The 21,587-nt window shown below is 51.2% G+C and carries 13 protein-coding genes and 1 riboswitch; of the genes, 5 read left to right on the top strand and 8 right to left on the bottom strand.

The features are described from left to right. Window positions 1-289: 289 nt before the first annotated feature. From LDN30_RS15095 to LDN30_RS15085, 3 genes are all read right to left on the bottom strand, one after another. Entirely contained in the window at window positions 290-1,135 is an 846-nt protein-coding gene (locus tag LDN30_RS15095; RefSeq protein WP_223927068.1) for an aspartyl protease family protein, read from the bottom strand. 77 nt (window positions 1,136-1,212) lie between these two features. Then, the gene (locus tag LDN30_RS16565; RefSeq protein ID WP_223952303.1) at window positions 1,213-1,338 is read right to left on the bottom strand and encodes a helix-turn-helix domain-containing protein; all 126 of its coding nucleotides are present in this window, start codon (window positions 1,336-1,338) and stop codon (window positions 1,213-1,215) included. Window positions 1,339-1,400: 62 nt separating this feature from the next. Beyond that, window positions 1,401-2,237, bottom strand: a complete 837-nt coding sequence (locus tag LDN30_RS15085; RefSeq protein ID WP_223927067.1) for a patatin-like phospholipase family protein — start codon at window positions 2,235-2,237, stop codon at window positions 1,401-1,403. 212 nt (window positions 2,238-2,449) lie between these two features. Further along, a riboswitch (TPP riboswitch) is annotated at window positions 2,450-2,559 on the top strand. A gap of 57 nt (window positions 2,560-2,616) precedes the next feature. Here LDN30_RS15085 and thiD point away from each other — a divergent pair. The 5 genes from thiD (at window position 2,617) to LDN30_RS15060 (ending at window position 7,166) form a co-directional block, all read left to right on the top strand. After that, window positions 2,617-3,441 carry a bifunctional hydroxymethylpyrimidine kinase/phosphomethylpyrimidine kinase gene (gene thiD, locus LDN30_RS15080; RefSeq protein ID WP_223927066.1) on the top strand — a complete coding sequence of 275 codons (825 nt, stop codon included), beginning with the start codon at window positions 2,617-2,619 and terminating at the stop codon, window positions 3,439-3,441. A gap of 18 nt (window positions 3,442-3,459) precedes the next feature. Then, window positions 3,460-4,107 carry a thiamine phosphate synthase gene (locus LDN30_RS15075; protein WP_223927065.1) on the top strand — a complete coding sequence of 216 codons (648 nt, stop codon included), beginning with the start codon at window positions 3,460-3,462 and terminating at the stop codon, window positions 4,105-4,107. 27 nt (window positions 4,108-4,134) lie between these two features. Beyond that, complete coding sequence (gene thiC / locus LDN30_RS15070) at window positions 4,135-5,712, top strand: phosphomethylpyrimidine synthase ThiC (RefSeq protein ID WP_223927064.1); 1,578 nt, start codon at window positions 4,135-4,137, stop codon at window positions 5,710-5,712. A gap of 71 nt (window positions 5,713-5,783) precedes the next feature. Further along, window positions 5,784-6,554, top strand: a complete 771-nt coding sequence (locus LDN30_RS15065; RefSeq protein WP_223927063.1) for a sulfide-dependent adenosine diphosphate thiazole synthase — start codon at window positions 5,784-5,786, stop codon at window positions 6,552-6,554. Window positions 6,555-6,602: 48 nt separating this feature from the next. Continuing rightward, window positions 6,603-7,166: a thiamine phosphate synthase gene (locus LDN30_RS15060; protein ID WP_223930104.1), complete on the top strand. Its 564-nt coding sequence runs from the start codon at window positions 6,603-6,605 to the stop codon at window positions 7,164-7,166. Between the two features lie 539 nt (window positions 7,167-7,705). Here LDN30_RS15060 and LDN30_RS15055 read toward each other — a convergent pair. From LDN30_RS15055 to LDN30_RS15035, 5 genes are all read right to left on the bottom strand, one after another. Next, the gene (locus tag LDN30_RS15055; RefSeq protein ID WP_223930102.1) at window positions 7,706-9,721 is read right to left on the bottom strand and encodes a site-specific DNA-methyltransferase; all 2,016 of its coding nucleotides are present in this window, start codon (window positions 9,719-9,721) and stop codon (window positions 7,706-7,708) included. Window positions 9,722-9,741: 20 nt separating this feature from the next. Next, entirely contained in the window at window positions 9,742-12,612 is a 2,871-nt protein-coding gene (locus LDN30_RS15050; protein WP_223927060.1) for a DEAD/DEAH box helicase family protein, read from the bottom strand. Between the two features lie 591 nt (window positions 12,613-13,203). Then, the gene (locus LDN30_RS15045; protein WP_223928298.1) at window positions 13,204-16,095 is read right to left on the bottom strand and encodes a PD-(D/E)XK nuclease family protein; all 2,892 of its coding nucleotides are present in this window, start codon (window positions 16,093-16,095) and stop codon (window positions 13,204-13,206) included. A 43-nt stretch (window positions 16,096-16,138) separates the two neighbouring features. After that, window positions 16,139-19,570, bottom strand: a complete 3,432-nt coding sequence (locus LDN30_RS15040; protein ID WP_223930100.1) for a UvrD-helicase domain-containing protein — start codon at window positions 19,568-19,570, stop codon at window positions 16,139-16,141. 421 nt (window positions 19,571-19,991) lie between these two features. Then, window positions 19,992-21,482, bottom strand: a complete 1,491-nt coding sequence (locus LDN30_RS15035; protein ID WP_223927058.1) for a tagaturonate reductase — start codon at window positions 21,480-21,482, stop codon at window positions 19,992-19,994. Window positions 21,483-21,587 lie beyond the last annotated feature (105 nt).

Here is a 21,587-nt window from a genome sequence, read left to right as displayed (position 1 = left end):
CTTCTTTACACCTAATATCCGCACCTCAATAGTCTCTAATATCTTATAACGTCCTGAGCAACAAAAAGTTGCTCAAGATTTGGCCATGTCAAAAAATCACTTAACTTAGTGGTGCAAAAAAAATAGCAATTCATTAACACGGCATGGCAAAACGCCAAAATATTATGGCATAGTGGACGTAAACCAGTTTATTGAACAGAACGCCATTCCTCCGATAAGTGCCAGCATCAAAGCCAAATTACTGAAGATGAGCATGACGAATCGCTAATTCTACCGCTGTCGGTCAGAGTCAATCCGACAAGACAAGCAGTTGCTTGTGCGTGTAATCAAGTACCCATCTTTTCCCCATGAGGAAGCTTGCATTAAGACGGGGCTCCTCCGAGCCGTCGTCCGTGGGCTTGATGAAGTCAACCTTGAAACGATAATCGGAAATCTCTACGGGGATGTTTTTGCATTGCCCTACCGTTTTTGTAGTTAGTGCCTCTGCTATATCGGCGCCTGGTATCTCAATATAAGCTGTAGGTGTCAGTTCGGACGTAGGAAGCACAGCATTGAATCGGGCACCGGTGTCAAATAAGATACGTGTCTTCTTGCCCGCAATCTTGCCTTTAAAGATAATCATGTTCAGCCCGTCGTCAGCATGAGGCTTCCAAGCCAAGGATGTCGCAACGTTGGTGGGTAATTCGTTTAAAGGTTGAAGTTGGAAGGTCTTTAGGTCAAAGCACCATGGATTCCTTTTTAAGATGTCACCACCGATAATAAACTTAGGGGCGAACTGCTTCAGCTTCCCGGTCAAATCCACAATGAAGCACCACACATGGGTGTATGTGGAGGAAGTAAAGGAGATGCTGTCCAAATAGACATAGGACGATTTAATGCTTTGTCCGGCCGTGTTGTCCATTATCTTGTCTCCTTTTAAATCCTTGATGTGGCATGAGTCTACGGCATAGGTAGAATCGATGATACAAACTGAACAGCCAGTATCTATCAATCCCGGGACGTTGTGGACCGAGCCGCCGTCAGAAAGAGCTACATCAGTAAACATCCAGTCTCCCTTCATCGTTATCTTTGATTGACTCCAAGCATTTAGAGATAACAATGCCAGGGTGAGCATCAGAAGTAGTTTATGGTTCATTGCCTTGTATCCTGTATAATATGAAAAGTTTACATTTGCAAAGGTATATAAAAATGCTGAGTCAGGAAAACAATAAGTTATTTTTCTCTTCCTCCCTTTTCTTGCCTGTATTGCGAGGGTGTCTTACCGAATCTTGTCTTGAACGCCTTATTCATGGCGGTTAGGTTCATGTAACCGGCCGAAAGGGCGATGTCAGAAATCAGCCGGTCGGTAGTTGATAACTACGTTGCCCCGTGATGTGACATCAGAACTAAAAAAAACGCCATTAACTTTTTCTTTTATCATCCCATTCTTCCAGTGCCTGCTCCATTGCCCGGCGTCCGTAGGCAATGATTTCCCTGCCTTTTTCGAAGTCCATGAGACCGAATGTATCCATGGGAATATCGACACAGATATCGGGTCGGGTTATCTGCTCAGCCATCTGCGTATTGTTCTGTACCGAAATCTGTGCAATGCGCATGGCCATCTTGAGGAAGTTCGACGGGACTGAGCCCTTCATCGGTTCCGCTCCCGGAGCGCTGACGTTCACCGCTACGAGACGGTCGCCCTTGTGTCGTTCTACCCTGTTGAGTGGCAGTGTGTTATGGACGCTGCCGTCGACGAGCACCTCATTGCCGATGCGCACCGGCGAGAAGAAGCCTGGAATGGAGATAGAGGCTCTGATGGCCTGACTCAGCGGTCCGCTACGGAAAACTTTTTCGCGTCCGCTGACAATATCGGTGGCGGAGCAGCAGAACGGTATTGGCAGTTGCTCGATATTCATTCCACCGGCAATATCGTCGAGGAGGCCGCTGAGCTTGTCGGCGGTGGCTATGTGGTCGAGACCGGGTGATAAGTCGAGGAGTGACAGAATCTTACGGCGGTTCACCGTGATAACCTTCTCCTTGAGCTCATCGAGTTTGCCTGCGGCAAAGAGTCCGCCGACGAGTGCTCCCATCGACGTTCCGGCCACCGACGTGATATTGAATCCATGCTCCATGAGCACCTCCACAGCACCGATGTGGGCATACCCCCTGGCACCCCCGCCGCCAAGTACCAGGGCTATGTTGCGGCTCCTTCGGTGAGGCAGCATATCAGACAGAAAATTGAAAAACCGAAGCATACTTATTTAGTTCTGTGCCGACAAAGATACACTTTTTCTGAGACTATCGGCAAGAATGCTCACATTTTTTTACACAAAGAGCGAAAAGTGTAAAAAAGTTTAATTATCTGACGGAAATACTTTTTTCTAATCATTATTCTATACTTTTGCAACCGCAAAGGCGGACGTAGGACGAAAATCCTTGTCTACCTAAAGACAAATTATAGGCCACGAGCCTATATGAGGGGTGCAGAGCCTGGTCGTTGTGACCGGCGAAGCTGAGATTATACCCGTTAAACCTGATGCAGGTAATGCTGCCGTAGGGATGTCGCGTATTTTATCTTTTGTTCGCACGTTGCTGTGCACCTCTCTGATTTTTTTTAATTGTAATATCAGAGCGATGGACAGTAAATATATTCCAACATTAACCATTGCCGGTTCCGACAGTTGCGGAGGTGCCGGCATACAAGCCGATATAAAGACTATGTCGGCCTTAGGCTGTTATGCGTGCAGCGTGGTCACCGCCGTGACGGCCCAGGACACCCTCCGCGTTCATCAGGTCATGGATGTGCCTGTGGCAATGGTGGTTTCGCAGCTTCATGCTGTTCTAAACGATATCTCCCCGGTGGCCATAAAGACGGGAATGATAGGCAATGCCGAGATTGCAGCTGCCGTCGCCGTAGAGCTGGAGACGGCACCGCGGGTTCCCCTCGTCGTCGACCCCGTTATGGTTGCTACTTCCGGTGACCCGCTAATGAGGGCGGGAACCCTCTATATAGTCACCGGCCGTCTGCTGCCGCTGGCCACTATCGTCACCCCTAATATCCCTGAGGCTGAGGCCATGGCCGACATGAAGATTGTCAGCGATGACGACGTATGGACGGCTGCTGCCCGCATCCTTGCCTTTGGTTGCAAGGCTGTGCTCATTAAGGGCGGCCATGCCGAAGGAACGACGAAAACCGACCGTCTGCTCACCGCTGACGGCACCCGTCACGAATACTGTTCTGCCACTATCAACACCCCAAATACCCACGGTACCGGCTGTACTCTGTCGTCGGCCATCACCGCCTTCCTGGCCCGTGGCTGCCGGTTGGACGAGGCTGTCGGCAAGGCCAAGGAATATCTCGAAAAGGCCCTCGATGCCGGTAAGGAAGTGGCTGTAGGTCATGGTCATGGTGCCGTAGACCATTTCTTTAATCCCGAAAAACTGATAATCAAGAGATAGAACCTGCTAAAGACTGAAATGAAACAACTACAATTTCTCACTCACTCCACATCACGCTTTTCCGACCTCGATGAGATAAAAATGGCCCTCGACGGTGGTTGCCGGTGGATACAGCTGCGCATGAAGAATGCCACCGACGACGAGATGGCGGCTGTGGGTCGTGAGGCCGCGCGCTTATGCCACGACCGTGGGGCCACCCTCATCCTCGACGACCGTGTAGCTCTCTGTGCAGAAACCGGTGCCGACGGTGTCCATCTCGGCCGCAACGACATGCCGGTTGACGAGGCCCGTGCCATCCTTGGCAGTAAGGCCATCATCGGAGCCACCGTAAATACCGTTGACGACCTCCTGAGGGCTGCCGCAGCCGGTGCCGACTATGTCGGTTGCGGCCCTTTCCGCTTCACGACGACGAAAGCCCATCTCGCGCCCGTCCTCGGCATCGAGGGCTACCGCCGTCTCGTCGCTGCCCGCGCCGCCCACGGCCTTGCCATGCCACTAATAGCCATCGGCGGCATAACGCTCAGCGACATACCGGCCATCATGGCTACGGGCGTCGACGGAGTTGCCCTGAGCGGATGTGTGGTACGGTCGAACGACCCCACTGGTGAGATGCGGCGACTGTGCAGAGCTGTCTCTGGCGTCGTCGGCATCAATGACAATAGATAATCTCTACAACCAATCAAACGACAAAATATGAACCGAAACTTCAAGATTCATTACCCCCACTCCGAGAAGGTTTACATTCCCGGTAAGCTGTACCCCTATATAAAGGTTGGCATGCGGCGTGTAGACCTCATGCCCACCGTTACTAAGCACGACGGAACGATGACCTCGATGCCCAATGCGCCAGTCTACATATATGATACCAGCGGGCCCTACAGCGACCCGTCGATAGCCGTCGACCTCGAGGCCGGACTGCCAAAGCTGCGGCAGTCGTGGATGCCCGACCGTCAAGGCACACAGCGCTACTATGCCCGTCGCGGCATCATAACACCAGAAATGGAGTATGTGGCCATTCGCGAGAATATGAACAACGAGGCCTTAGGTATAAAATCGTATATAACGCCAGAGTTTGTGCGCGATGAGGTGGCCGCCGGACGTGCCGTCATTCCCTGCAACCACCGTCATCCTGAAGCCGAACCGATGATTATCGGCGACCGTTTCGGCGTAAAGATAAACACGAATATCGGCAATTCAGCCCTCTCGTCGAACCTTGAGGAAGAGGTCGAAAAAGCCGTGTGGAGCTGCAAGTGGGGCGGCGATACGCTCATGGACCTCTCAACGGGAAGTCATATCCACGAGACCCGCGAGCACATCCTCCGCAACTGTCCTGTACCCGTTGGCACGGTGCCTCTGTATCAGGCCTTTGAGAAGGTGAATGAGAAGATTGCCGACCTGTCGTGGGACGTCTACCGCGACACGCTCATCGAGCAGTGTGAGCAGGGTGTCGACTACTTCACTATTCACTGCGGCATCCGTTTGAAGAATGTCCATTACGCCCTCGACCGGCTTACGGGAATGGTGAGCCGCGGTGGCAGCATCATCTCGTCGTGGTGCGCCATGCACCAGGAGGAGAGCTTCCTCTACACCCATTTCGACGATATCTGCGACATCTGCCGGCAGTACGACGTGGCCATATCGCTCGGCGACGGCCTGCGCCCGGGGTCTATCCACGATGCCAACGACAAGGCTCAGTTTGCCGAACTCGACACCATGGGTGAGCTCGTGACCCGCGCCTGGGACAAGGATGTGCAGGTGTTCATCGAGGGTCCGGGCCATGTGCCCCTGCATAAAATCAAGGAGAACGTTGAGCTGGAACGCGAGAAATGTCACGGTGCGCCGTTCTACACCCTCGGACCCCTCGTCACCGACATCGCGCCGGGCTACGACCATATCACGAGTGCTATAGGTGCGGCCTTGATTGGATGGTGCGGTACGTCGATGCTATGCTACGTAACACCAAAGGAGCACCTCGCGCTGCCCGACCTCGACGACGTACGCGACGGCATTATCGCCTACAAGATTGCGGCCCATGCCGCCGACATAGCAAAGGGATTCCCCGGAGCCACTGTGCGCGACGATGCCCTGTCGAAAGCTCGCTACGACTTCCGGTGGATTGACCAATTCGACCTGAGTTTCGACCCCGAGCACGCGCAGGCTGTCTATGAGGCCGCCAACCCCCACCAGGGTCCCTACTGTACGATGTGCGGACCGAACTTCTGTGCGGCACGCATCAGTCACAAGCTCTGCACGGAGGAAAAGACGGAATAAAAACGTCATGAAACTATAATCATTTAATAATCAATTGCTTAACGACAAGCAAAAACTAAAATCATTAACTCATGATTGAGACACAAATCTCTAAAGGTATCATCCAGACCTATTTCAACAAACTGGAGAAGAATCTGTCGCTCGACGTGGCCATCGTCGGCGGTGGACCGTCGGGAATCGTGGCCGCCTACTATCTCGCCAAGGCCGGAAAGCGCGTAGCCCTTTTCGACCGCAAGCTGTCGCCGGGTGGCGGCATGTGGGGCGGTGCAATGATGTTCAACCAAGTGGTTATCCAGAAGGAGGCTATGGACATTATCCGTGAGTTCGGCATCAGCTACGAACCATTTGCCGACGACCTCTTTACCGTCGATTCCATCGAGAGTACGTCGTCGTTGCTCTACCATGCTGTACATGCCGGAGCGACACTCTTCAACTGCTATTCGGTAGAGGACGTTATTTTCAAGGAGGAGAAGGTCAGTGGTGTTGTAGTCAACTGGACCCCAGTACTGCGCGAGGGGCTGCATGTTGACCCGTTAAACGTGCTGGCCAAATTTGTCATCGACGGTACTGGCCACGACAGCGAAATAAGTAAGGTGGTGGCCCGCAAGAACGGCATCCGCCTCGCCACACCTACTGGTGCCGTGGCCGGTGAGCGGTCGCTCGACGTCGTTGAGGGCGAACGCGCCGTCGTCGAGGGCACAAAGGAGATCTACCCCGGACTTTACGTCTGCGGTATGGCATCGTCGGCAGTGTCGGGCACCCCGCGCATGGGGCCTATCTTCGGTGGCATGCTTATGTCGGGCAAGAAGGTCGCCGACCTCATCATCGACCGCCTGAAGTAGGGTGGGGTAGTAGCTTCTATCGGATAACAGTCTGAATGTATGTAAGTTATGACTCCATCAGCCATGCTAAAAATAGCCATAACGCCTCCGGACTTCCTGCCCGATGAGGCCGATCGCATCGCCATGCTGCTGCGTGGCGATGCTTTTTGGCGTGTGCACGTACGCAAACCCGGGGCCACGGCCGACGCCATGCGCCGGCTGTTAGTCTCGTTGCCGTCGTGGTGCCTGCCACGTATTGTCCTCCACGACCATCATGAGCTATGCCGGGAGTTTGCTGTCGGCGGCATCCATCTCAACCGCCGCCAACCCACCGTCAGCGATGACCTGCGGCATCGGTCGCTGACAGTCTCGTGTTCGTGCCACAGCATTGAGGAGGTGGCTTCGCGGAAAGCCTCTGTCGACTACCTCTTCCTCAGTCCAATCTTCGACAGCATATCTAAGGCTGGCTACAAATCTAATTTCACCATCGACGAACTGCGGACTGCCGCCGACACCGGAATCATAGACTCGCGCGTCTTCGCCCTTGGTGGTGTCACCCCAGACCGCCTCCCTCTGCTCCAGTCCATCGGCTTCGGAGGGGCGGCAATGCTTGGGGCAGTGTGGGGCGGGTAGTTTCAATTTATAAGCAAGAAGATTGAGCACAAGCCCGTGAGTAACCCTTTAAGTAAACTCACCCACCATTTATCTTTAAATAATACTGCAAATGATGCCGATGAGAGCAGCACTAACAGCGCACATATTATAATGTATAAATATGAGGGAAAGGCTTGTACTATGGCTGCAATGAAAAGAGCAAGGATGGAAACACAAAAGGAAATGGCACTCCACAAAACATAAAAAAATAATCTTCGTTTCATCATCATTTTTTATATATTAATCGGGTAGCCTTTTTTTCTTGCAGATTAAAGGACAGAATACAATTCGCGAACTATGGAAAAACCTATACATCTCTCATCTGATTTTACACTAAACTATGATTTTTGACAAAGATAGGCGAAATTTCTTCTTGCAGGCAGATTCACAATTTAATTGTGAATTTGCCGTGCTGTGGTTTTAGTTCTGAGTGGAATTATTTATTCTACATCAGTAGTATTTTTTCTTATTTATACCTTTACCTCTCATTGGAAAGGGCCGTAATCTTGCGCGTCCGTTTAAATGCCAAAGATTGTCTCATCGCCACAGATGTTGCGGATTTTTAGTCGTAGTGGCCGTTCGTCAGAGTTGATAGTGCCATCCCATAGCTTCTTTGTCTCTTTGCCGTTCTGCCTTACGTATCCAAGTCGGTCAATGAGAATCTCCGAGCTGCTGTGCCATGGTGCAGTGAAATCGGCTGTCGTACAGTCAAGACTCAGAAATTCTATTGTTTCGAGGCCTTCCTCGCTAATGCTTATCGGGACGAACTTTTTGTGTCCCTTTAGTGCCTGTTGCTCCCCTTTTAAGTTAAATTCTTTAATTGTTCTGTCGACACGATCGCTGAAGAAGCGGTCGATACGTGTCTGCCAGACTTTGAAGCACTCTCCATCCGGTTGGACTTCTGCCACGGTGAACTCAGCTTTGTCGTCCATTACCACATTGTCGAGAACATTCTTTAAGTCGCGCAGCTCTATTTCAACTCCAGTGTCGTTGTTGTCATGAATGAATTGCTGGATTTCCTTCTCGTCATCAATGTCAATATAGTAAACAATAACCTTCTTGGTATCATCGGGCAAGTCAGGCATATCCTCACGTATTATCTTGTTTATCAGAACATTATCGAGCATTCGAGAGAAACTCTTCCCCTTTAAGTCGGGCAGCCAAACTGGCATGTTGCCATATTTGGTGTCGCTGATGCTTCCAGCCCATTGCTTACCGAGAGTTTTGTCGGTGTGAAGTCCTTGGATAAGGCTCTGCAGCTTGTCCATTGTCTGTGCGGGGTTTCGGAAGAGGGCCACACCATCGTTGATGTCCAAAATGTCGAACTCGGCATTGCCTTTTATAAGGCGGTCGCGCGTGGTCTCAATGCTGTTGATGCCGACATCGCAATGGATGAATCTCCGCCCAAGCCGGTTTGCCACAGCTGCCGTCACTCCGCTGCCACCGAAAAAGTCGGCTACGACCATGCCCTTGTTGCTCGACGCGTTGATGATACGCTCAAGCAGGGCCTCGGGCTTCTGCGTTACATAATCAACACGCTCTCCAGCTTGAGAGTTCACCGCATTAATGTCTGTCCACAATGATTGTGCGGGCATCCCTGGCAATTCGTCGAGGTAGACTTTGGAACGTATACCACCATTTTTTGTGAAATGAAGTCGTCCTTCTTCATCCAATCTCTTCATCGTTTCCAATGGCATCCTCCATAATGAATGGCATCCTTTATATACATAATCATATCCGCCGCCTTGTAATCCTTTCGCCGTAAGGTTGCCACTATCCCATTTCCTTCCATCGGGGTCAGATTGGGAAAAACGCGCTAAATAACTTTCATCGTAAGATTGATATGTAGTATTGAATACATAATCTATCTGCGATTTAGTATAGAAATAAATTGTATCAAAGTTGTTTCCAAAAAATGCCGCATCGCTATGTGCTGTAGCTCTCTTCCATATAATCTCATTTCTGAAGTTATCCTCTCCGAATATCTCATCCATGAGTATTTTAACGTAATGCCCTATGTGATAGTCCAGGTGCACATATATGCTTGCGTTATCGCTCATGACGCTTCTTATTGCCATGAGGTTCTCATACATCCAGTTGAGGTATCGTTCCTTATCCCAGATGTCGCCATACATTTTCTCCTCAAAAGTTCGCATTTCGTCGCTGTTGAGGTCTTGTTCAGCCGCTTTAAGTGCATTGGCAATTTTTGGGTTTCTTCTGACGTACACCTTCTTGGCATAGTCGGCCCCGCTTGCGAATGGAGGATCGATGTAAACGAGGTCGACCTTCTGACCCTTATCCTTCAGGTAAGCACACGCCGACAGGCAATCGCCCCGCATAACGAGGTTGCCGTTTTCGTTTTTGCCAACACGTTCACGCAGTGTCGGCTCGTAGTATGGCATACCCCGCATGATGTGTTGCTTTATTTCACCGTTCTCGCGATATTTCAATATCCGTTGTGTGCGTACGAAGTTGTCTAAAAGTGCCTGACCTTCAAGAGTATCGGGATAGTATGGAATATATCTTACAGCCATAATCTGTTGTTTCGTTTTTTTTACTTAAAGAATTTTTTAATCGCTTCTAACGTTTGCCTTTCCCGCTCGTCGGGTTTCAGTGTGTCCTCGATATACAGGTATTCGAACTTTGGATAACCGGCGGCTTTGTTATTCATCGCCACGAAGGTGTCGCTCATAAACTTTTTTCTCTCCTTGAACTTTGCGGCATATCCCTCTCCCTTTGTCTCTATAATAAGCACTTGGTCAATGGCGTTGTCGCCGTTGCGGCTGAGCATCAGGAAGTCGGGTACGTATCCTCCGAGGTATCGCCAGTCGTGGCTGCCTTTCTTCTCATAGCATCTTATCTTGAAGTCTGTCAGCGTGTCGTCGCCGTTGTAGTAGACTTCAAGTTTGCGGTCGTTGATGATGGAAAGCAGAGTCTGCGAGAAGTAGTTGGTTTCCAGGGAACTGTCGAAGTGATATGGAAGATAATGATACGTGCGATTGTAGATGCCACCGTCCATATCCTCATAGCTGTCCGGATTGTCGACGATCATCTTTATTGCGGCATCCATTCCGCCTGCTTTTTTCATCGACTTCACGATTTCGGCAACATTGTCTTTGAGTTGTCTGCCACCTTCAACGATTTGCTTCACTTTTTCCTGATTGGGGAAGTAGGTTTCCGGCTTATCAGTGTCTATGGTGTCGCGCAAGTCGTTGATAGTCAGTATGGCCGCCTCCTGTGGTATCGTCTCTTCTTTTGTCGTTATTCGCCGTTTCGGCACGAAGACCCTACGAATATTCGCGCGTATGGCTGCATGGTTGAATTTGGGGCTCAGCCACCGGCAGCCATCGTGCTCCTCAGTTATACCATTATATATATCATGCAGTATTGGGTAGTGCTTTTTTATTTCGACCATTGTCATGGTACCCATACTCTCCTTGACAATCTCATGTGCCCACTCAGAGAAAGTGACTGGCAGCGCATCATTGCCGTTGATTACAGCCATAAGGTCCTCACTGGTGTAGTTGCCCCTGACGTCCATATAGCGTATGAGGTCGGTGCGGGCAGGAACCATAATGCCTGGGGACCGTAGCTCGGCCTCCACATCTCGTTGTTGCTCAATGACATCCTGCGACCACGACACTTTCAGCTGTACGAATGTTATCGGCGGCAGCTTGACCTTGTCCATCCTTGAGTAGCGGTTAACCAGTGTGTGGCCCTTTCCTCCGGCATTATTGATGGCAGTGATGGAAGTGTGCTGCTGTAGTTGCAACTCTTTGTTCAACTTCTTTCCATTGTCGGAGTTCATCCATATTAGCGCAGTCTCATGTGCATGGCGTACCACCTGCCTAAGGCAGCGGCAGCTCGTCTGAAGGACCATATTCTGCGGGCACGCCCCTTTCTGTGGGAGGATGACGCTGGTAAGGCTCTTGCAGTCCCATCCCTCCTTTCCTATCTGCACAAGGAGGATTATTCTTTTCTTCGAAAGACTCGTATCCAGTGCGGCGAATTCAGCCGACGCGCCTGTGGGGGCCGGATATTTTTTGTTGCCGTCATGATATTTCAGTATCACTTCTGACGGATTCATACCATGCCGGCTCACTATCTCGGCAACTAACGGATAGACGTTCTCCTCGAGATTCTCTATCTTTCCACAGTATATAGCTTGTTTGGCAGGGATGTTGCCTTTGTATGTCGTTTCCTTGTATTTTGTCAGAAACTCCTCCACGCCCCTTGTTACGATATCCTCCCATCCTCCATCAGAGATTTTTATGGTAGGACATTTCAGAAAGTTGTCGATGCCGTCAACGAGCGGGTAGTAGTAGACTACGTTGGAGAGATTTTTGTTCTTCATCGGCAGTGTTGCGGTAATAGCTACGTTGTCGGCCGATGAGAGATAAGGCGTGCCGGAAAATCCCAGCACACAGTTGAAAGAAGAACCTTTGGCCCATTTGTTTACCACCTGTCTGAGCTTAATATCTCCGTCTGAAGCATGATGTACCTCATCAATGAAGATGGCCAGACGTGGTATTTTAGCTATTGTGGAACGCAGCTCGTTGTATTCGTTTATCTCTTTTCGTTCCCTTTCACTGAAGAGGTTGCTTGATGTGTCTTTGTCGACTTTGTTAAGTATGACCTTTTCAGCATTGGTTATGGTAACCAGGCCTCGTAGGGATTCATTGAGCTGATGGTGGCTTATCTTCTGCGCATTGGGATTTCTGACGAGATTGCTCTTCTTGGCAGTCTTCTGTTCATCAAGGACTTCAAACATTATCTCATTCCTTATCTTCGAGGCTGCCGGCTCAGGCAGTATCCATGTAGGGTCGAAATCCTCTATCGTCTTAATACTTGGCAGGATGGAGGTCTTCAACCCAGATGGTGCCAATATCATGAAATTCTTTGCAAAAGCCTTGTTGTCAGGCTCATTGCCGGAGAAATAGAGGTCGATGTATATAAAGGCTGCCATAAGGTATGTTTTACCCGCACCCATGGGCAGGCTAAAAATGTAATCGGGGTAAGTGACTCCATAAAAGATATCACGGAACACCTGCTCGTATTCTATGCTGTCGGGTTCTGTCTCTATAGTCTTTTTGAGTTCGGGAAAGAAGATTTTTCCGTCATCTGTTTTGAGGCACGCATACTCATACAGCGTCGCTGCTGCGTTGTTGTTTGTCAGCACTTCCCTGGAGCGCACAGTCAGCGGCATGTTATTGATGTCGATGGACAAGAAGTCGCCTTCACTGAATAACTGCCATAACGGTTTATTGTCACAAGCTATCTTCAGGTAAAGATATGTCTTTATGGCTTCTATCTGAGCATCGCGCATTTTGCCCTTATCGACAATATACTGTAAGAACCCTCTCACAGTACATTTGTCGCTGCGGAACCATTCATCCCGTTTCTGTTGTATGAGTTTATAGAACATACTGCAAAAATACAAATTTATTTTCTTAAAGGGAGCATAATCAGCATGTTTTTTTAGGAGTGATGATGATCGATTCGAAATCGAGGAATATCTGATTATCTCATTTACGTCTGGTGGCTAACCATTTACGAAATTGACATTTTCGCGATTACAATGTGGCTGATAGCACTGGCGTATTGACTCCAATACTGTATGGCGGTAGCACTATCAGCTGACCGCTTTTGCGAAATATATTTACACGATTCCGATATGGGCCGTTTTGCAATGCGAAACGGTCCATTTCGCGAGCTGAAACGGTCCGTTTTGCACTCTAAAACGGCCTGTTTCAGAAGACGAAATGATATGTATTGGTAAGTCGCTGTGAATCAATGAGTAATAAAGACGCAGGAATTCTGATAATACTTTGAATTATATTTACATATTGGTAGGGCCTGCTTCTGTTCATGGAGTATATTCCAGGATTGATTTTCGGGAGAAAAGTATTGTTGCGGAATGTTGTCGATATTCCGTTAGTTCACCTCTGCACGGCGATTGCCTCTTCGGGGCTGTCGGGGTGCAGAGGGAACGATGGCGTTACGGAAGGTGGATGGCCTACTTACCGCACATCAGCCTGTAGGGGCATACGCGGCAGACCTTAGGGTCGTTGGAGAGGCCGAAGGGCACATCGGGGTTGAAGAGCTCGTTGAGTTTTTCCTTCAGCAGTCGAACGAAAGTGTCGCGGTGGACGCTGATATCTGTTATGGGCTGCTTGTTCATCGTGATGGTGGGGTCGTAGTCCTTTACTTTCGTGCGCTGGATGAAGAGCAGGGCGGGGCTCACCGTGTCGTGGTTGGGGTTGTAAGTGAAGTCGTTCTCGGCCTCGATAATGCTATAGAGCATGGCCTGGAAGATGTAGTCGGCGTGCTTGCCGGTGATATTCTCCGGCCTGAACACATCGTCGACAGCAGTGATGTCGCCTGCCGTGCGCGTACCGGTCTTATAGTCGACGACACGTAACCGCTCGCGCGGCGTGCCGATATCGACCCTGTCGAGACGGTCGATGCGCCCGCCGACGGTTATCGTCCGGTCGTTGAGTTTCAGCCGCATGGCCACGTCAGTCTCGTGGGCAATGACTTTGAAGTCGCCCAACTGCTTGTCGAGCTCGATGAGCATCATCAGGTACCGCTTTATCACTGAACGGTTAATGAGCTGAATGCCATTGAGTTGCGGTTCCGCCTCGGTGTTCGTCTTGAGACCGAAGAGCTCCTCGTTGAACGCAATGTTGAGAATCGTGTCGATGTCCTTACGCGGACGCTCGTAGAGCAGCTCGGCAGCGCGGTGGAAGATGTTTCCGAACATTTTATTGTCGATTTCGTCCTCGTCCTGCTCATCGAGTTCCCTTATCTGTGCCACATATTTATAGAAGAACTGCATGCCACAGCGCATGTAGGTGTTAATGGCCGTCGGCGATAGCTTCTTGATGGTGTTTAGTGCCGTCATGACGTCGTCGTCCTTCACCACGACCTCCGGAATCATCGGTGCCGGTATCTGTCCGGCCTGCAGTGCTGTCTTGCCAATGGTCTGACTCTTAGGCATTTCCACCATGAGCTGGAGCATAAATCGGCTCATCTCTCCCGAGCTGGCGCCTTCGGTGGAGGTGTTGTAGGCTATCGTCACGTCGGAGGCCCGCTGCAGCATGGAGTGGAAATAGTAGCTGTAGACTGCCACTTTGTTGTCGACGGTGGTCAGTCCGTAGGCGGCGCGTATGGCGTGGGGGATGAATGATGTGTCGTCGACACCCTTCGGCATGTTGCCCTCATTGCAGGAGAGGATGAGTATATGGTCGAAATCGAGGTTTCGGGTCTCGAGCACTCCCATTACCTGCACACCCTTTACGGGCTCGCCGTGGAATGGTATCGATGTGGTGTTGATGATTTGCATCATCAGGTGCTGGAAGGTATAGATGCTTATCGTGTCGCCGATGGTCGACACAGGAGCGGTGCTGTCGTCCTCGGGTGTCCCCGATGTTCTGCCGGTGCCGATTGTTGTGAGCAGACTGTTGAGCAGCTTGTACATCCTGAAACAGGACTCCTGGAAGAGTGGAATGTCGTGTTTTGCCGTGTGGGCTATCCCGTTGACGGCCACCCGCTTGACAACGGCCATGAGCCAGCGGAGCATGGCCGTGAGGTCGTAGCCGTCGGCCCTGACAGTGGTGTCGATGGTCATTCCCTCGCGTGAAAATACCTCGGCAAGACCGTCGTCCTTTGCCATGTCGGTGGGACGGAGATAGAATCTCTTCTCCTTGTTTATCTCCTGGTATATCTCCTGCGCCGACGGCGATATGTGACGGGCGTAGGGATGGCGTAGAACGCTGTTGACGTGGTGGAGGCGGAAAGCGCGGTGCTTGTCGTCCCAGCCGCGTGTCTGGAGACTGATGAGCTGTGCGACGAGTGACGCTATCGGCGTCTGTTTCAGCGGATAACCGGTGGTTACGTTCAGTTCTTTCACCTCAGGTGGTATGCAGTGGACGACTGTCTGGAGCAGGTTCTCGTCGCACATGACGATGGCCGTGCGGCTACCGTCCTTGTAGCGGTCATTCTCGCGCAGCCACGTCGATATGAACCGGGCCTGAAGGTTCTCCGTGGGTGATGATACGAAGTCTATCTTCTTGCCACTGAGCATGTTGTCGTATATGCTGTCGTCGTCGTTGCGCAGTTCGTTGGGATACTTGTCGAGCCACTGCCGGATATATACCCCTGCTTCGTTGCCGCTGCCCATATAATAGCGGTCGTAGTCCCAGTAGAACCGCGCCATACCCTTGCTCTTGAGGTCGGAGAAGAGGCGTTGCTCAACTTTTTGGATGACGTTGAATCCGACGAATAGATAGCGTTCGTAGAGATAGGGAATCTCGCCGCCCTCGACGACATCGCGATAGAGCATACCCTCGTAGGCGAGTCCGCGCCGGCGGAGGTTGTCCTTGAAGTCGGTATAGATGTCGGCCATCTTCGACCACAGCCGTAGGAATTTTTCTTTCAGCAGCGTGTCGTCGGCAGTGAAGTTCTTGAAGAAGCGTCGTAGGATATTTATCTCATCCTCATCGAGATACGACAGCGTGTCGAGTTCGTGGAGGTCGCTGACGTTACGGAATATCTTTCGGGCGTCGCCCATATTCTTGTCGAGGTCGTCGAAGTCGCTGAGCAGCAGTTGTCCCCAGCTGAAGAATCTGTCGAGGTCCTCGTTGCTGCCCGTAATCTTCGTGTAGCTCTCGTGGAGGATGGCTATGGTGAGGATTGGGTCGGCTACGGTGAGGGTGCTGTGCTGGCGGAAGAGGTCGCTGATGGTGATGTAAGCCGGGCTCCACACTGGTCCGTCGCTCAGCCGGGCGATGGCCCTGTTGAGGAATAACGCCGCACGCTTGTTGGGGAAGACGACGGCGGTGTGGCCCATTTCGGATTTATATTTTTGCAGCATATCGGCTGCCACTGATTCGAGGAATGTCTTCATAGCTTTGTTTTGTTCGTTGTTCATCGTTGGGGTTTACTACGGTTTATTCGTCGTCGGCCACGGGTACTATCTCGTTGCGCATGACGTACCATATATATCCCGTTACGTTCTCGTTGCCCATCCGCCGGAGCAGATTGATGTATCCCCGCACCTGCTCGGAATAGGCACTGTCGTTGCGCTGTCCGAACTTGAAGTCGACGACAATCCACTGGTGGCCGTCGGTCATCACACGGTCGGGCCGATGCTCTATGAGGTCCTTCTTCTCGGCATCGTATTCGATAATAGCGCACTCGTTGTAAAGCTGCCAACCAGGTGAGAACCAGTCTTTTACCTGTGGATTGGCCATTGCCCGCTCTATCGATGACCGCAGTCGTGCGGCATCGAGCTCCTCACTATATATCACTCCTTCCTGCTCCATGTCGTTGAGCTGGGGCTCTATGTCGGCTGTGGTGCGTATGTGGGCGAAGATATTGTGGAGAACATTGCCGAGCTTGATGTACCTGTACTTGTCGTCGCCGGTGGCATCATCGCCGTTGATGAGCTCATAGCTGTCGTTGCTCTGCTTAAAGTCTAAGGTCTTGTGGCTCAGGTCGTAACTGCAGAAGTTTATCTTCCGTGATTCCGGGGCTTGCTCGAAGACGTTGTCCTTCTTTTTCTCATTGTTCTCGTTGTCCCGGTTGACATACATTTCGCCATAGCGGAAGTCTATCGGTTCCTTGTCGTCGTCGGGGACAACGAGCTCGGCACCGCATTCCGCGGCCACTTTTGCAAGGCAATTTTCCAACAGTTCACTGCGGTTGCTGCCCGTGGCCTTGGCGTCTTTGCCCTTTTTGTTTTTTGTGCTCTTCCGCTTTCCTATGACTACGAGGTTCTCGCCGGCCCGTGTGAACGCCACATAGAGGAGGTTGAGGTTGTCGACAACGTTCTGTAGATGCTCCTCGCGATAGTCGTCTTCGTACACTGTTCCCGTCATAGCCTGCTGCGAGAAATCGACGGGTATTACCGGCAACTCGTCGTAGGGGGCACCTTTGCTGCCGGTCTCGCACCAGATGGTGTTCGTTTTCTCCAGCTGCCAGTCGCAGAAGGGTATGATGACATTGGCAAACTCCAGACCCTTGCTCTTATGGATGGATATAAGTCGTATGCCGTTGACCTCGTCGCTCTGAATCGTATTTTGGTGGATGGTGTCGTCCCACTGCCTTAGGAAAGCTGCGATATCGGACGGACCGTCCTGCATGAAGTTGGCGAGGACGTCCTGGAAGGAGCATAGATATGCGCTCTGGTCGGTGAGCGTGTCGAGGCCGAAGAGCTCAATAATCTTATCGACGAGGTCGGTGACGGGCTTCGCTGCTAACTCATCGATTTTCTCGACAAACTCCTTAGGCAGCTGGGAGTCAATCTGTTCGCGGCTCATAATGAGTTTTGTGGCCGTGAGTCCGTCCTTCAATATGTATTCGTGGTAGTTTTTCGCCAGTTCGGCCCGTGCCACACTGTCGTCGTTGCGCAGCAGCAGGCGCATGGCGGTGATAATCATGTTGACGGCAATGGAACTGTCGAGGCGGAAAGCCTCGTCGGATACCAGCCGCACGTCCTTGAGGCGGTCGTCCTTGGCAAAGGCATCGGCGATGTCGGGAATCTCCTTGTTGGCCCTGACGAGGATGGCGATCTTCTTCGTGGCGATACCGCGGCCGATCATGTCGGCTACGGTGTCGAGGACTGTGCCAATGACTTTCTCGCGATAGCTGACGGCCTCCTCTGTCCTATCATCGTCACCGTCGTTGTTTTTCTTTTTGCTGCTCGTCGACGGAAGAAGCGTTATCCTCACGCTTCCGCTGACATCATCTTCGTTAAAGTCCTGAACAACATCGGAATAGGCCGACAGCAACTGGTCGACATCCTCGTCCTTCAGTCCGTCGGCTCTCAGCCGATCACCCTCCTGAGTGGCGGCCTCAACGAAGAACTTATTGTTGAAATTGACGACGCGCCCCTTAGAACGGTAGTTGCGGTCGAGAGTGGTGACATTGACGAGATAGTCGGCAAAGCCGTTGTTGCGGTCCTTTATGTCGCGTCGGTCGTCGTCGCCGACGAAACGGTTTATCAGCCGCCAGTCGCCGTTTCGCCACCGGTAGATGCTCTGTTTGACGTCGCCGACGATGAGCGAGTGGCTGTCCTGCTCGCTGATGCAGTTCTTGAGGAGTACTTTGAAGTTGTCCCACTGCACGGTACTCGTGTCCTGGAACTCGTCAATCATGATATGCTGGAGTCGGGTGCCGATTTTCTCGAAGATGAACGGAGCGTCCTGGTCCTTGATAAACTCGTTGAGTAGCATTTGTGTCTCGCTGAGCGGAAATCGTCCGGCATCGTGGTTGAGGGCGTCAACGGTACTGCCTATGGCTCTCAGCAGTCGGAGCTGGGAGAGATGGCGTAGGGTGAGGACGGCACTCTCGTAGTTTTTCCATTCTCTGTGTCTCGAATCCTCCATCTCGCTGAGCCAGTTGCACAGACAGCTGTCGGCGAGAGCTATGAGGCTGTCGGCTTGCGGAGAGCCTTTCTTTGCCCATTTCTTAGCGTCGTCGATGGCTGAGGCAATGCGGCTGCCGGTGGGCTGACCGTCGAATATGCCGTCGGCCACCCTCCTTATGGTCATCAGTATACTGCCCCTCGTTCCATAGGAGAATACGTCGGGGTCGTTCATGCCGTTCTCGTCGAGCTTGTCGAGGATGCGCTGGGCCGAGTCGGAAATTCTCTTCTTGGCATCGTCGCGCTGACGGCGAAGTCGTGCCGTGAAAGCACCGAAGAACTTTTTGTCGTTGAGTTTCTCGTCGAGGGTTGTACGATGTTTCTTGTAAAAATCTTGGAAAATATTGTTTCCGAACTCTTTTATCTGTCCGATGACATTCCAACTTTTATTGTCGTCGATATTGGTGTTGATATAGTCGGTTATCCATTTCAGCTCCTTGCTCGTAGGACCGAGACTTTGAATCATCTCGTCGACGGCCTCATCCTCCACTTCTTTGTCGTTGAGGCTGACACGCAAGCTGTTAGCTAAGTCGAGCTCGTGGGCAAGATTGCGCAGCACACGCTGGAAGAAAGCATCGATGGTCTGGACGTGGAAGTCGTGGTAGTGGTGCATGAGCAGCCGCAGGGCGGTGGCGCAACGCTCTCGGATGACGTTGTCGTTGTTCCATCCTGTCTTTTTCTTCACGGCATCGAGGTAGCCTTGTGAGCCCTCGCAGTTGTTGGCAATGCCGTAAAGTTGCGAGATTATACGCATTTTCATCTCCGCTGTGGCCTTATTGGTGAAGGTCACGGCGAGGATTTCGCGGTATGCATCGGGCTTTTTCACGAGCAGACTGATGTATTCCACGGCGAGGGTGAATGTCTTTCCCGATCCTGCCGAGGCTTTATAAACGGTCAGCGGTTTGGTGGCGGCGGTCTTTGCCGGTTCCTCAGATACTGATGGTGGTGTGTTCATGATGTAAATGGTTTTGAGTTGAAATGAATTGTTGATAATCGGAATGAATTGTCAGACATGCCGAAGTTGGCAGCTATACTTGCGAATTGTTTTGTTCGAACCATCGAAACGGAAGATCTCGCTTACCCAAATGTATTGTTTAACGCCTCTGAATGAGTTGTCTGAATATCTCAAAAGTATTGTTTTGGGTTTTAAATGGACTGTGATGGCTTTCTTGAAATATTGACGATAGATTTAATTTTGAATAGGTGGTAATTGATGAAATGAATAGTTGAGTGTTGAAAAGAAAAGAGGGGAGACCCCTGTCTGGCTCAACCTTTACGGTAAAACCGGACAGAGGTTCTCCTCTTATTCTTTCGGTGCACCACCTGTTTATGCTTTTCCGGTCACGGCCGGAGGTGGTGCCCTGTTGTCAATGTCATTAGAGAATAGTCTTCACAGCCTCGAGCATACCCTTCTCCTGGATGAGGTCGAGGTCGGCCTTTACGAGGTCGGTGAGACCAGGAATCTCGTTGAGGTTCTGCTTGCTCTCCTTCCAGATGACGTCAGTAGCGCCGAGAACACCCTCAGCCACCTTCTGTGTGTCGCCGGTAGCCCAGAGCTCTTTGAGCAGATCCATAATCTTCTGGTCGTCGTTAGGCACGATAGCTGTGCCGTCGGCGCGCGTACCGCCCTTGTAGTAGGTGATGATGGCAGCCAGACCGAATACCAGTCCCTGAGGCAGCTCGCCCTTGCGCTGGAGGTAAATCTTCAGTCCTGGCAGGTCGCGGGTCTCGTATTTCGGGAAGCTGTTGAGCATGATGCTTGTCACCTGGTGGTCGACGAACGGATTCTCGAAGCGCTCGAGAACGTCAGAAGCGAACTTCTGCAGCTCTTCCATCGGCAGGTCGAGGGTCTGCATGAGCTCGTCGAACTGTACCTTATGGATGAACTTGCCGATGACTGGGTGCTCGCAGGCATCACGAACGATGTTGACACCGCTGAGGAAAGCCACCGGTGAGAGCACTGTGTGAGGGCCGTTGAGGAGCGTCACCTTACGTGCGTGGTATGGTTTCTCGTTGTCGGTGATGAGAACGTGGAGGCCGGCCTTGTCGGCTGGGAACTCTTCCTTCATCTGCTCGATGGTCATGTTCTCGGCCTTCTCGATAACCCAGAGGTGGAAACTCTCGGCCTTGACGACGAGATTGTCCTTGTAGCCAATCTTCTGCTGAATCTCGCTGATGGTGTCGCGTGGGAATCCCGGTACGATACGGTCGACGAGAGTAGCGCATACGAAGCAGTCGTCGGTGAACCACTTCTTGAAGCCTTCGTAGTCGGCACCTAAGTCTTCCTTCCAGAGCTCGATATACTGGTAGATGCACTCCTTCAGATGATGGCCGTTGAGGAAGATAAGCTCACATGGCATGATGATCATACCCTTTGTCGGGTCGCCGCCAAAGAACTTATAGCGGTGGAAGAGCAGCTGGACGAGTTTACCGGGATAAGATGCTGCCGGTGCGTCGCTGAACTTGCACTCAGGGTCGAAGTTGATACCAGCCTCGGTGGTGTTGGAGATGATGAAACGCATCTCGGGCTGCTCAGCCAAAGCCATAAAGGCCTGATTCTGAGTGTATGGGTTCAGAGCGCGGCTGATGACATCGATACGAGTCAAGGTATTAACCGGCTGACCGTTCTCCTTGCCCTGGAGATTGACGTGATAGAGGCAGTCCTGACCGTTGAGCCAGTCAACCATACCGCGGTTGATAGGCTGCACGACAACAACGCTTGAGTTGAAGTTGGTCTTCTGGTCCATGTTATAGATGATCCAGTCGACAAATGCGCGAAGGAAGTTGCCCTCACCAAACTGAATGATTCTCTCAGGCATCACGCTCTTAGGAGCCGTACGCTTGTTCAATGATTGAAGTTTTGACATAATGTTAGCAATAATTTTTTTGATGTGTTTTACTAAGTGCAAAAGTAGTAATTTCCCACGAAATATGTACAGATTTTAAGCATAAAAAAACGTAAACGTTTGAGT

Origin of the sequence: Prevotella lacticifex, from assembly GCF_019973375.1 — a bacterium.
Taxonomy (GTDB): domain Bacteria; phylum Bacteroidota; class Bacteroidia; order Bacteroidales; family Bacteroidaceae; genus Prevotella; species Prevotella lacticifex.
Note: the sequence above shows the minus strand (reverse complement) of the source record. Positions and strands in the feature narration are given on the sequence as shown.